General features: G+C 74.7%; 14 protein-coding genes. 12 read left to right on the forward strand and 2 right to left on the reverse strand.

Annotated elements, in window-relative coordinates; all coding sequences use genetic code 11:
- Positions 1-51: 51 nt before the first annotated feature.
- Positions 52-861 (reverse strand): alpha/beta fold hydrolase, encoded by an 810-nt coding sequence (locus tag ACFV4G_RS26980; protein WP_380444632.1) that lies wholly within the window; start codon positions 859-861, stop codon positions 52-54.
- A 263-nt stretch (positions 862-1,124) separates the two neighbouring features.
- On the opposite strand from ACFV4G_RS26980, the gene ACFV4G_RS26985 reads away from it, so the two are divergent.
- Positions 1,125-1,895, forward strand: a complete 771-nt coding sequence (locus ACFV4G_RS26985; protein WP_380444633.1) for a hypothetical protein — start codon at positions 1,125-1,127, stop codon at positions 1,893-1,895.
- A gap of 60 nt (positions 1,896-1,955) precedes the next feature.
- Here the strand turns inward: ACFV4G_RS26985 and ACFV4G_RS26990 are convergent, their stop codons facing one another.
- Positions 1,956-2,552, reverse strand: coding sequence for a DUF2867 domain-containing protein (locus ACFV4G_RS26990; RefSeq protein ID WP_380444634.1), 597 nt, complete (start codon positions 2,550-2,552; stop codon positions 1,956-1,958).
- A 132-nt stretch (positions 2,553-2,684) separates the two neighbouring features.
- Here ACFV4G_RS26990 and ACFV4G_RS26995 point away from each other — a divergent pair, with 132 nt between their 5' ends.
- The 11 genes from ACFV4G_RS26995 to ACFV4G_RS27045 all read left to right on the forward strand — a co-directional run bounded on the left by ACFV4G_RS26995 (position 2,685) and on the right by ACFV4G_RS27045 (position 11,613).
- A complete protein-coding gene (locus tag ACFV4G_RS26995) occupies positions 2,685-3,242 on the forward strand; it encodes a TetR/AcrR family transcriptional regulator (RefSeq protein WP_380444636.1) in 558 nt (185 codons plus the stop codon).
- A gap of 96 nt (positions 3,243-3,338) precedes the next feature.
- A complete protein-coding gene (locus ACFV4G_RS27000) occupies positions 3,339-4,232 on the forward strand; it encodes an aminoglycoside phosphotransferase family protein (protein ID WP_380444637.1) in 894 nt (297 codons plus the stop codon).
- A gap of 192 nt (positions 4,233-4,424) precedes the next feature.
- The gene (locus ACFV4G_RS27005; protein ID WP_380444638.1) at positions 4,425-4,751 is read left to right on the forward strand and encodes a hypothetical protein; all 327 of its coding nucleotides are present in this window, start codon (positions 4,425-4,427) and stop codon (positions 4,749-4,751) included.
- Positions 4,752-4,908: 157 nt separating this feature from the next.
- On the forward strand, positions 4,909-5,538 hold the full coding sequence (locus ACFV4G_RS27010; RefSeq protein ID WP_380444640.1) for an alpha/beta hydrolase: 630 nt from the start codon (positions 4,909-4,911) through the stop codon (positions 5,536-5,538).
- A gap of 164 nt (positions 5,539-5,702) precedes the next feature.
- Positions 5,703-6,323 carry a hypothetical protein gene (locus ACFV4G_RS27015; protein WP_380444642.1) on the forward strand — a complete coding sequence of 207 codons (621 nt, stop codon included), beginning with the start codon at positions 5,703-5,705 and terminating at the stop codon, positions 6,321-6,323.
- Between the two features lie 76 nt (positions 6,324-6,399).
- Positions 6,400-6,756 carry a DUF6204 family protein gene (locus ACFV4G_RS27020; RefSeq protein WP_380444644.1) on the forward strand — a complete coding sequence of 119 codons (357 nt, stop codon included), beginning with the start codon at positions 6,400-6,402 and terminating at the stop codon, positions 6,754-6,756.
- A gap of 71 nt (positions 6,757-6,827) precedes the next feature.
- Positions 6,828-7,343 carry a MarR family winged helix-turn-helix transcriptional regulator gene (locus tag ACFV4G_RS27025; protein WP_380444645.1) on the forward strand — a complete coding sequence of 172 codons (516 nt, stop codon included), beginning with the start codon at positions 6,828-6,830 and terminating at the stop codon, positions 7,341-7,343.
- A gap of 83 nt (positions 7,344-7,426) precedes the next feature.
- Positions 7,427-9,700 carry a hypothetical protein gene (locus ACFV4G_RS27030; protein ID WP_380444647.1) on the forward strand — a complete coding sequence of 758 codons (2,274 nt, stop codon included), beginning with the start codon at positions 7,427-7,429 and terminating at the stop codon, positions 9,698-9,700.
- Positions 9,701-9,931: 231 nt separating this feature from the next.
- Positions 9,932-10,630 (forward strand): class I SAM-dependent methyltransferase, encoded by a 699-nt coding sequence (locus tag ACFV4G_RS27035; protein WP_380444648.1) that lies wholly within the window; start codon positions 9,932-9,934, stop codon positions 10,628-10,630.
- A 78-nt stretch (positions 10,631-10,708) separates the two neighbouring features.
- Positions 10,709-11,029 (forward strand): sulfurtransferase TusA family protein, encoded by a 321-nt coding sequence (locus tag ACFV4G_RS27040; RefSeq protein ID WP_380444650.1) that lies wholly within the window; start codon positions 10,709-10,711, stop codon positions 11,027-11,029.
- A 98-nt stretch (positions 11,030-11,127) separates the two neighbouring features.
- Positions 11,128-11,613 (forward strand): hypothetical protein, encoded by a 486-nt coding sequence (locus tag ACFV4G_RS27045; protein WP_380444652.1) that lies wholly within the window; start codon positions 11,128-11,130, stop codon positions 11,611-11,613.
- Positions 11,614-11,750: the final 137 nt, after the last annotated feature.

Genomic DNA, 11,750 nt, shown 5'->3' on the forward strand with positions numbered 1-11,750 from the left:
GTGTCCCGTCCCCCCGTCCCCCCGTCCCCCCGTCCCCCCGCAACAGGTGTGTCACAGCAGCGCCCGCGGGAGCACCACCCGCACCCACTCCTCCGGCTGCGACAGGTGCGGAGCGTGACCGGCGCCCTCGTACAGGTGGCGCTCCGCCTTCGACAGGGTGAGGTCGATCAGGTCCAGCACCTCGCCGAACATCGGCGCGCTGTCGTCGCTCTGCGTGAGCAGCGCCGGGTCGCCGTAGCGGGCGAGGCCGGTGAGGTCGAGGTCCAGGGCGTCCGGGTCGCGCAGCTCGTCCAGGTAGGTGGGCGCGTTGCGGATGTAGGTGTGCCGCACGGGGGCCGGCAGCTGCGACCACGCGCCGGGGCCGAAGGCGAGGGTGTCGACGTACAGTTCGGCCGCCGCGGCCGACTCGGCCTGCTCCAGCAGCTCGCGGACGGCGGCGATCCGGTCCGCGAAGGCCGTCCCGATCGGGCGCAGGTCCGGGTCGGCGAGCAGGATGCCGGTGCCGGGCGGCTCGTGGACGGCGATGCCCCGCAGGAGGTCGGGGCGGGCGGCGGCCAGCCGCAGGGTGACCAGCGCGCCGTAGGAGTCCCCGCCGACGAACGCCGGGGCGAGGCCGAGGCCCTGGATCAGGCCGGCCAGGTCGGCCGCGTCCTCGTGCACCGAGCCCTGGGTGAGCAGGTCCTCGCTGCGGCTGTGGCCCCGGCGGTCGTAGGTGACGACGGTGGTCGACCCGACCAGCCCGGGCACGACGTGCGCCCAGGTGTCGCCGTCGCTCCAGGAGCCGTGCACCAGGACGACGCCCGGCCCCTCGCCACGGGCCTCGTAGTGCAGCGACACCCCGTTGACCCTGATCTCGGCCATCACGAGCCTCCCGGTTTCGGCGGTGCTCCCCCACCAGCCTGACACAACCGGCCTGCGGGGTCAGATCAGCGTTCCGGGACCGCTGCCGTCACCCGGTGTGACGACCGGCGGGCGGCCGCGATCGTCGCGCTGGGTGACGACCGACGGTCCGGGGAACTTCCGGCGCCGCCGCCGTCACCGTCCGCGCCATGCGCTACCTTGATCGACTGTCAGTCGGCCGACTGACCGCTCCCTGCACACGCGTATTCGGGGGAATACCTGCCATGCGTTCTCTGCGCATATCCGTCGTCGCCGGCGTCCTCGTCCCGCTCGCCCTGCTCACCGCCGCCTGCGGGCCCAACGACGACAAGCCCGGCGGCACCACCGCAACCACGGCGGCCGCGTCCGCCTCCGCCGCGTCGACCACCGCCGCGTCGACCGCGGCCGCCACCGGCACCAAGGCCCCGGCCGCCGGCAAGGCCCTGACGCAGGACCAGCTCGTCAAGGCCCTGCTCACCACCGCCGACCTCAAGGCCGACGCACAGCGCTCGTCCCTCGGCCCGACCCGGCCCGACCACCGGCTCACCGCCGGGAAGCCCGCCTGCCAGCCCCTGCTCGACCTCGTCGACGACGGCAGCGCGGCCACCCCGTCGCCGTCCGCCACCGGCGTGTACTACGCGACCAACGGCCGCGAGTTCACCTTCGTCCAGCTCACCCAGCTCGGCGCCGGCCAGGCCGCGAAGGCGCTGACCGCCGCCGACGGCGCGCTCGCCGGGTGCGCGTCCTTCACCGCGACCGGCGCGGGCGGGGCCCCGGTGAAGGTCACCTTCGCCAAGGCCACCGCCCCGGCGGTCGGCGACGCGGCGCTCGCCCTCAACGCCACGTTCACCGCCGACGACTGCGCCAAGACGCTCTGCGAGGCGCGCGGCTACGTCGTCACGCACACCGGGGACGTGCTGACCCTGGTCTCCGACTCCGCGCTCGCCGACCCGGGCCTGCCGGAGCAGGCGCTGGTCAAGAAGCAGCTCGACAAGGTGCAGGCCGCCGCCAAGTAGCGCCCGTGCCGCGTGCTGCGCGGGAAGTCGGCCGGCCCGACGTCCTGCGCAGCACGCCCGCTACCGCCGCTGCCCCGCCGTCTCCTCCCACCTGCGCCCGATCGACCGCACGAGCGCCGGGTACACCCCGATGTACCGGAACGGCTTGATGCCCAGCATGTACGCGGCACCGAGCCGGCCGTTGGGCTTCACCAGCACGGCCATCTGCCCGCGGTACCCGCCCGCGCCGTCCGGGACCCAGCCGAGGTGCAGCACGGCGTGCACCGTCCGGTTCGCCAGTTCGGCCGCCCACTCGTCGTGCAGCAGGTAGACGGACCGGAACGGCAGCGAGTCCGAGTCCGGCCCGCGCGGCGCCGCGAGCAGGTCCTCGGGCAGCCGGTCGCGGAGCGACCGCACCCGGCCGCCCACGCCACCTTCGGCGTCGTCCAGGTGCAGCAGGCGCCCGAGCTGCCACCGGATCGCGAAGAGCGCGCGGTACACGCGCGAGGAGCCGGCCTTCCCGGGCTCCTCCCCCTCGGTGAACTGGCCCACCAGGTACGGGAGGTCGTCGGGCCCGCCCGGCGTGGGCAGCGCCCACACGTCCTCGACCCGGAAGTCCCCGGCGATCTCGTGGATCCGCCACGGGCGCGAGGTGTGCGCCGTGTTGGGGAGTCTCATGCGTCCGCCCCTTCGTCCGGGCGCCCGGTGCGGACGCCCTGTCTATACGATGCCGTATACAAGCAGGCTAGACCCGCTTATACGGCAACGTATAGACCGGGGTCGCGAGACGTCGCGTGATCGGAGACACCCGTGGCCAACCCCCGCACACCGCGCGAGGCGTGGATCACCGAAGGCCTCCGGGCACTCGCCGCTGGCGGACCCGACGCCGTGCGCGTCGAGGTCCTCGCCCAGTCGCTGGGCGTCACCAAGGGCGGGTTCTACGGCTACTTCCGCAACCGGGACGGCCTCCTCACCGAGATGCTCGACACCTGGGAGCACGCCGTCGCCGGTGACGTGATCGACGGGATCGAGCGCGACGGCGGTGACGCCCGGGCCAAGCTCACCCGCCTCCACGCGATCGCCTCCGCCCCCGGCGACCCGCTGACCGACATCTCCACCGAACTCGCCGTCCGCGACTGGGCCCGCCGCGACGACGCCGTCGCCGAACGCCTCCGCCGCATCGACAACCGGCGCATGGCCTACATGCGCACGCTCTACCGGGAGTTCTGCCCGGACGAGGCCGAGGTCGAGATGCGCTGCTTCATCACCCTCTCCCTCCGCATCGGCCGGCACTTCATCGCCGCCGACGAGGGCCCGCGCAGCCGTGAAGAGGTCTCCGCCCTGACCCGCGCGTGGCTCCTGAGCTGAGCGACGGCCCTACCACCTCGCCGCCACGCCCCGGGCACCCGGCGCCATACTGGACGATCACCGCACCCCCGCCCGACAGCGAAGCGAGGACGACCCGTGGACGGTCACCCCATCGAGGAGCCGCTGGTGCGCGCCCTCCTCCGCGCCCAGCACCCGGACCTCGCCGGCCTGCCGCTGCAGCGCGTCCCGGGCGGCTGGAGCAACCAAGTGTGGCGCCTCGGGGAGCAGTTGGCCGTACGGATGCCGCGCACCCCGGACGCTCCCGCACTGCTGCGCAAGGAGTGGCGGTGGCTGCCCGCGCTGACCGACCGGCTGCCGCTGCTGGTGCCCCGCCCGGTGCGGGCCGGGGAACCCTCCGAACGCTTCCCGCACCCGTGGACGGTCGTCGAATGGGTCCCCGGCGAACCGCTCGACCGCGCCCCGATCGACCGCCCGGCCGACGCCGCCGCGCGGCTGGCCGCCTTCCTCCGGGCGCTGCACCGGCCGGCGCCCGCCGACGCCCCGGCCAACCCGCTGCGGGGAGTCGATCTCGCCGTGGTGGAAGGGGAGTTCGAGGAGCGCTTCCGCGCCATTGCCCCGACCGGCCTGGCCACCGCCGAGGTCCGGGCCGCCTGGGAGGACGCCCTCGCGGCCCCGGCCTGGGCCGGCCCGGCGGTGTGGCTGCACGGCGACCTCCACCCGGCCAACGCGGTCACCGCCGGCGGCACGCTCGCCGGGGTGATCGACTTCGGCGACCTGTGCGCGGGCGACCCGGCCACCGACCTCTCCGCCGCCTGGCTCCTCCTGCCCGACGGCGCCCTCGCCGACTTCCTCCGCGGCTACCCCGACACCGACCCGGCGACGCTCCGCCGGGCCCGCGGCTGGGCGCTCCTGCGCGGCCTCTCCCTCGTCGACATCGGCCGCGCCGGCGAACGCGGCCTCCCCGGTGGCAAGGCGACGTGGGGCCCGGCCGGGCGCGCCGCCCTCCGCCGCGTCCTCGCGACCGGCTGACCCAACTGCGGTACGACGCAAGCGGCTTGTCCACCGCATGGCCGGACGCCACACCCCGGCCGTTCCGCCGACCGGGTGGGCGTCGCGCCGGATCAGTGTGCACGCGAAGGGTCGGCTCGTTCTGCTGTACATGTCCCCCTGCTTCTTCACGTGTTCCCCACCGCCTGCACACGCCGCCGCGCCGGGGCTCCCGTGGCCCTGATCGGCCGGGCCACGGCGGCCGTCCTCTCCCTGACGATTCTGCTCGTCCCCGCCGCGGTGACCGGCGGCCCGCACCCGCCCGAGGTCGGGAGCGGGTGGTGGGAGGTCTCCGCGAACGCCGCGAACGTACGGCTCGACCACTCCGGCGGCGACACCGTGCTGGGCCTCGCCCACCACGGGGACCGCGTCGAGGTCGTGGACACCTGGACGTCGCCGCTCGGCGCCCGGTGGGCCCAGGTGATGGTCGTGCGCACGCGGGTCACCGGCTGGGTGCTGTGGTCGCTGCTCACCCACCACGACCCCGCCGCGGAACCGTAGAATCCGCCGACAGGCACCAGGAGGGATGCGCGTGTTCCGTATGCAGCGGGGGCTTCGTTCCGCACAGTTGACGTCATGGCAGGGCGAGGGCTTCACCGGGTCCGTGCACGGGTCCGCGGCTTCCGCAGGCGGCGCCGGGGACGCGCCCGGAGACCCGGTGCGCGGGGTCGCGCTGCTGCTGCCGGGCGGGTTCGTCCGCGGGCACGGCGGTCCGCTGCGGATCGCCGAACTCGGCCTGCGCGACCTGGCGGCCGGACTCGCCGAGCGCGGACGCGCCCACGGCGTCGCCGTGCACCTGCTGCGCTACCGCCACAGCGGCTGGAACGGCGCGGACGCCGACACCGCCGTGGACACCCGCTGGGCGCTCGACGAGCTCGAACGCCGGTACGGGCCGGTCCCGGTGGTCCTGATCGGCAACTCGCTGGGCGGGCGCGCCGCGTTCTGGTGCGCCGGGCACCGGAACGTCACCGGCGTGGCCGGCATCGCGCCCTGGCTGCCCAGCGGGGACGGCGTCGCCCAGCTCGCCGGGCGGCGCGTGCTGATCGTCCACGGCACCCGCGACCACAGCGAGGCGAGTGCGGCCGGGTCCCTGGAGTACGCCCTGCGGGCCCGCGAGGTGGTGCCGGACCTCGCCCGCTACGAGGTCCCGGGCGGCAGCCACTACCTCGTCCGGCAGGCCGCCGACGTCGGCGCGCTGACCACGGACTTCACACTGGCGGCACTCGACGCCGAGCCGGCCGCGATCGCCACCGGCAGGGTCTGCACCCCGCTGCCCTCGCGGGCCTGAGGGACTGCCGGCCGCCTACTCCAACCCTGCCGACCGGCAGGGATGATGACGGATATTCGGGCCGAGGATGTGCCGATCGGCACATGTCCCGGAGGGGGTGCGGCGGCCAGGCTTGGGACATCGAAGCGGCGGCCGCCGGGGCCGCCGCAGGAGAGGAGCCCGCCATGTCCCGCACCCGCCTCCGCCCCCGCGTCCGCACCGCGATCGCCGCAGCCGCCGCGGCGCTCGCCGTCACCACCGTGACCGCCGCGGTCCCCGCCCAGGGCGCCGACGCGGCCCCGCACGCCCGTCCGGCGAGCGTCAGCGGATCCGGCCGCATCGTGTTCGACTACGCGCCCGACGACGAGATCCGGTTCACCGTCGACGCCCGGGCCGTCCCGTTCAGCCGCCCGTTCCCCGACGTCCCCGCGCTGGCGCACGGGCTGCCCACCGACGCCCGGGGCACCGTCACGATCTCCCACCGGGTCGCCGCCACCGGCCAGGTCGGCCACGCCGAGGCCGCGGTGGACTGCCTGGTCACCGGCGGCCCCGTCGCCACCCTGACGGCGATCGTCACCAGGTCCGACGTCCGGCCCGTCGGCGAGCGGATCGGCCTGAGCGTCTTCGACAGCCACGGCAAGGGCAAGGACCGCCTCGGCTTCTCCTGGGGCGTGGTCAACACGGACCTGGATTCCGAGGGCCGCCCCCGACCCGGCATAACCGGCACGTGCATGGCCCCGGCCCCGTTCAACCCGGTCGTCGAGGGCGGCTACCACGTCCACCACACCGAGCTGCCGACCCCGTGACCGGCCCCGTGCGCCACGGGCGGCGGCCACCGGAATCCTGTGGCCGCCGACCGCCCGTCCTGCCTATCGTCGGAGGATGACCACTCGAACCTTCCGCATCATGGTGCGCGGCGTCTTCGACGGCCTGAGCCCCGAACAGCGCGCGGAGCTCCTCGCCGACGCCGCCCGGCACGACGTCCTGCACGCGGCCTTCACCCGCGAGGGCCACCTCGCCTACGACCTCACCGCACGGGCGGCCTTCACCTTCCGGTTCCTGGACTCCGGCGAGGAGGAAGCGGACATCCTCGCCGCGACCGAGCGCGCCAAGCAGGCCGCCGAGGCCTGGCTCAGCGAGCGCGGCTACGGCTTCAAGAACCTCCGCACCCAGGCCGAGGACCTCTCCCAGGCCCCCCTCGGCAAGCGCCGGCGCCGCGCCGCCACCACCACCAACTAGCCCCCCTCCCCCTCCGCCATCTCCTTGACCGCTCAGCACCGGTATATACTTGAGCGCTCAAGGAGGTGGCAATGACAACCCCGCAGTCCGACACGCCGCAGTCCGACACGCCGAACGCCGACGCCCAGCAGCCCGCCGCACCGACCGTCGGCACCCCGACGCCCGACCCCCTGGACACGGCCCTGCGCCTGGTCCGCGCGCAGGCCACGCTGGTCAAGCACTTCGACGCGAGCCTCAGCGGCCTGCACGGCGTGAGCCTCTCCGACTTCACGATGCTCCTGCGCCTCGGCGAGGCCCCCGGCGGCCGCATGCGCCGCGTCGACCTCGCCGAGGCCCTCGGCCTGACCGCCTCCGGCGTCACCCGCGGCCTCGCCCCGCTCGAACGCATCGGCCTGGTCACCCGCGAGCCCGCCCCGCGCGACGCCCGCGTCGCCTACGCCGCCCTCACCCCGACCGGCCGTGAACGCCTCGCCGAGATGCGGACCACCGCCCGCCAGGTCGCCGCCGACGTCTTCGCCCAGTGGCCCGCGGGCGACCTCACCACCCTCGCCACCCTCCTCGGCCCCCTCACAGGCTCCCTCAGGTAGCGCCCGCACGGAACCAACAGAGGAACCACGCCCACGCGGAAACCCGAGTGCGCCGCCCGACGCGGCTCTGGGATCATGCCCGAATGGCGCAACACCTCGAACCCCTCGTGGTCCGGCACACGCACCGGATCCCCGTCCCCACCGGCACCCCCGTCCCCGCCGAGGGCCAAGGGGCCGACGCGGCACGGCAGTTCGACGCCGCGCTGATGTCCGTGGGCTTCAAGCTGTCGGCGGGCCTGCTGGAGCACCTGTCCGAGCTGCCCGCGGCCGCCGTCGTCGACACGGCCGCCCGCACGCTGGACACCGTCCGTGCGATGGTCGGCGACCACGTCACGCACAACGCCTACTTCATCGACTTCCCCGCCAACGTCCCGGACACCTTCGACTTCTGGACGCGGTGCATAGCCGAGGCGCTCGCCGACGACGCCACCCGCGAGAACACGATCGCCCAGCTGCGGACCGGCGTGGTCGACCTCCTGACCCTCCCCACCTATGGCAACTACCGCCACACCTACGCCGAGTTGCTCGCCGCCCACGACGAGCTGATCGCCGCCGCGGGCGACCGCCTCACCGTCCTGCACCCGGGCAACCCCCTGGCCGACGAGGTCACCGCCCTCTACCTGGCCCTGGCCGGCAGCACCACCCCGCTCGGCGAGGAGGCCCTGGCCGACCTGCGCACGCTCGCCGCACACTGCGTCAACGGCCCCCAGCCCGAGGCGATCCCGGTCCGCGAGAACCGCGCCGTCGTCAACCTCGCCCGCCTCGACGCCGGCGCGGAGCTCCTCGTCGACACGGCCACCGACGTGCTGCGCCTCGCCTGCGCGCTGTCCGACGGCGACGTGACGCTCGCCGAGCCCACCCGCTTCCGCTCGTTCTCCCGGCGCGTCCGCCGCACCCTGCTCACGGGCCTCGACGCGGTCATCGCCGGGAACCCGGCCAAGCTGGCCGACATCACCGCCCACCGCGAGCAGTTCAAGCGCCTCGGCGAGCGCCTCCATCCCCACGAGTACCCGCGACTCCCACACGCCGCCGACGCATTCGCCGTGGCCCGCGGCGAGCAGGAGGCCCGCTCCTTCGAGAGCCGCGTCGAGGAGCTCCTCCGCGCCGACGACGTGACGGGGGCCGTGCGAGTGCTCGCGTCCGCCCCCGGCAAGCTGTTCCGCGCCCTGGACCGGCTGCTGTGCGCGTGCCGCACCCAGGACGAGCTCGACACCGTCGTGTCCGCCGCCGAACGGGCCGCCCCGAACACCGCCGGCCGCGTCCTGCTCTCCGTCCGCGAGCACCTCCACAACCGCGCCGACGACGGCCGCACCGACGACGACCGCGCCGACCACAACCACACCGACCACAACCACGCCGACGACAACGCCCGCGGGAGCACCGACCCCACACCCCCCGCCCGCCGCGTCTTCGCCAACCGCCTGGGCCGGGCGTGGGTCACCGGCGACACCCGCCCGCCCCTGCCCGCCGCCGTGCGCAAGCACCTGATCGACGTCCTCGACGCCGAGCTGCGCCGCCGCCTGCCCACCCCCGGCCACCTGCTGATCGACCCGGCCGTCCTCGACGTCGCCCTGCCCCTCAGCGGCAAGGCGACCGCCTCCGGCCTCGGCGTGCTCCCGCGCGGCTCCCTCTCCCCCGTCGACGGCGAGCTCCTGCGCTTCTTCGTCCACTGGAAGCAGACCAGCCGCACCACCGACTTCGACCTCTCCGCGCTGCTCCTGGACGACGCCTACCAGACGATCACCTGGCTCTCCTACACCCAGCTCCGCGAGATCGAGGGCGAGCACTCCGGCGACATCACGGACGCCCCCGACGGCGCCTCCGAGTTCATCAACCTGCGCCTGGGCGCGGTCCGCGGCAGCTACGTCGTGCCGCAGGTGAACGTCTACTCCGGCGAGGGCTTCGAGCAGGTCGAGGAGTCGTTCTTCGGCTACATGCTGCGCGAGGCCGAGCAGCAGGGCCTCCCCTTCGAACCGCGCACCGTCCGCATGAAGTCCGACCTGCGCGGTCCCGGCAAGGTCGCCCTCCCCCTCGCCTTCCTGCGCACCCCGGACGGCCGCTGGCACGCCAAGTGGCTGCATTTGTACCTCCAGGGCGACCCGGACGCCAACCGGGTCGAGGGCAACCGGGTCTCCGTCGCGACCCTGCTGCGCGGCATCGTCGAGCGCGACCACCTCACCGTCCGCTACCTCGCCGACCTCATGGGCGCCCCCACCACGACCCTGTGGAACACCGCTTCCGGCACGACGCCCCCGCCCGGCCCGGTCACCTACATCGGCCTGGAACGCCCCGAGGGCCTGCACCCGGACTCGGTCGTCATCACCCCGGAAAACCTGCGCGACCTGATCCCCGCCTGACTGCTACGGTGATCCCCGGCGAGGCCATGGACGGGCTTCCTTCTCACTTCCCTGACCCTAGCCCGTCCGCTTTCCTCGCTCTCGACCTCACCGATGCCGGGGTGCCCACCACAGCACCCCGGCATCGTCGTTCCCCCACTCCTCGCCGCACACCCCACCCCCCGGCCCTCCCCGCGCGACGACCTAGGCTGGACACGCACCACCGGCCCGGACCAGCGTGAGGGGCGCCCCATGACGCACGGCAGCGACGACGGCGAGGCGCTCGACCTCGCCGCCGCCCAACGCGAGCACTGGCAGCGGACGTACGGCACCCACCCGGGCATGTACGGCGAGCAGCCGTCCGACCCCGCGCGGCACGCCGCCCGTGTCTTCGCCGCCGCCGGGGCGCAGGAGGTGCTGGAGCTCGGCGCGGGCCACGGACGGGACGCGCTGTTCTTCGCCCGCGAGGGCTTCACCGTCCTCGCCGCCGACTTCAGCCCGACCGGCCTGGAGCAGCTCCGGGCCACGGCCGCCGCACGGCAGCTCGCCGACCGCGTCACCACCGCCGTCCACGACGTCCGCCGCCCGCTGCCGTTCCCCGACGCCTCCGTCGACGCCGTGTTCGCCCACATGCTGCTCTGCATGGCGCTGTCCACCGAGGAGATCCACGCGCTCGTCGCGGAGGTCCGCCGCGTGCTGCGCCCGGGCGGGACGTTCGTCTACACCGTCCGCCACACCGGCGACGCCCACTACGGTGCGGGCACCGGCCACGGCGACGACATCTGGGAACACGGCGGCTTCGCCGTGCACTACTTCCCGCGCGCCCTCGTCGACGCCCTCGCCAAGGGCTGGCACCTCGCCGAGGTGCACCCGTTCGACGAGGGGGACCTGCCCCGCCGCCTCTGGCGCGTCACCCAGCACAGGGTCGCCACACCGAACACCCCCACCTGACCTCCCCACCTGACCACCCCGTCTGACCACCCCGCCAAAGCAGCCATCCCAAGCCCCCAACCCTCCGGAGACCACCCGATGACCACTGCCCAGCACCCCGCCCCCGACCTGAGCATCGACGGCACCGGTCTGCTCTGCGTACAGCTGCTGCTGCGCCTGCGCGGCCGGATCTCGGGCCACCCGGCCGGCACGGTGGTCCACATCCACACCACGGACCCGGCGGCCCCGCTCGACCTCCCGGCCTGGTGCCACCTGACCGGTCACGAGTACCTCGGCCCGGTCCCGCACCCGGCCACCGACCGCGAGGTGTACGCCATCCGCCTCACCGCCGCCGCCCTCCCCACGCGCCCCGACCGCCCCTGGCACCCCGCGCCCGCCGACAGCGGGACGACTGGCTGACGACCGACGGTCGCGGCCCGCCCGCCATGCCGCCGACCCGGCCGGTGTGCCACCATGGGGAAATCGAACGACCAAGCGCCATAGGGAGGTTGACCACCTTGGACGCGAATCCGGGTCCGATCCTCGACTGCCAGTGGCACGATCCTCAGGGCGACTGGCACCTGAGCGTCATCCGCAACGAGTCGGCGTGGGAGCTGTTCGCCGCCGCGCCCGTCCACTCGGAAACGATCCCCTTCGACGGCCCCGACGACGTCCGCCGCCTCGCCCAGGCACTGCTGGACCTTCCGGCCGAGCCCGAGCCGTACGAGTTCGAGTGGCACCTCTCGCGCACCGAGGACACCAGGCCCGGGGACGGGCACACCCTGTTCGCGACCTTCACGGTCGGGCTCGACCCGGCGGACGACCACCGCCCGTACCTCGCCTACCAGTCGTACTACCACCGGGGCCACTCGACCGCCCTCGGGCTGGAGGTGATCTGCGAGGACCCGCCGATCGACCGCCTCCGGGCCCAGGCGCACGCCCTCCTCACGAGCCTCCCGCAGCCGCAGCCGCTCCCGCCGCACCACACCCGCCGGACGCCCTGAGCCGACGGCCGCGAACAGGGCCCACCGGCCGGGAAAACGCGAGCGGGGGGGGGGCGCCCCCCGCGCGCCGCCCGGGCGGGCGGGGGGGCCGGCCGGCTGGGGCGGGGGGGGGGCGGGAGGGGCGGCGGGGCCGCCGC

Source organism: Kitasatospora sp. NPDC059747, assembly GCF_042732955.1.
GTDB lineage: Bacteria > Actinomycetota > Actinomycetes > Streptomycetales > Streptomycetaceae > Kitasatospora.

Excerpts from the sequence above, each read along its gene's own strand:
- ACFV4G_RS26980 (WP_380444632.1), bottom strand. The coding sequence starts at position 861 with ATGGCCGAGATCAGGGTCAACGGGGTGTCGCTGCACTACGAGGCCCGT.
- ACFV4G_RS26985 (WP_380444633.1), top strand. The coding sequence starts at position 1,125 with ATGCGTTCTCTGCGCATATCCGTCGTCGCCGGCGTCCTCGTCCCGCTC.
- ACFV4G_RS26990 (WP_380444634.1), bottom strand. The coding sequence starts at position 2,552 with ATGAGACTCCCCAACACGGCGCACACCTCGCGCCCGTGGCGGATCCAC.
- ACFV4G_RS27015 (WP_380444642.1), top strand. The coding sequence starts at position 5,703 with ATGTCCCGCACCCGCCTCCGCCCCCGCGTCCGCACCGCGATCGCCGCA.
- ACFV4G_RS27020 (WP_380444644.1), top strand. The coding sequence starts at position 6,400 with ATGACCACTCGAACCTTCCGCATCATGGTGCGCGGCGTCTTCGACGGC.
- ACFV4G_RS27025 (WP_380444645.1), top strand. The coding sequence starts at position 6,828 with ATGACAACCCCGCAGTCCGACACGCCGCAGTCCGACACGCCGAACGCC.
- ACFV4G_RS27030 (WP_380444647.1), top strand. The coding sequence starts at position 7,427 with ATGGCGCAACACCTCGAACCCCTCGTGGTCCGGCACACGCACCGGATC.
- ACFV4G_RS27035 (WP_380444648.1), top strand. The coding sequence starts at position 9,932 with ATGACGCACGGCAGCGACGACGGCGAGGCGCTCGACCTCGCCGCCGCC.
- ACFV4G_RS27040 (WP_380444650.1), top strand. The coding sequence starts at position 10,709 with ATGACCACTGCCCAGCACCCCGCCCCCGACCTGAGCATCGACGGCACC.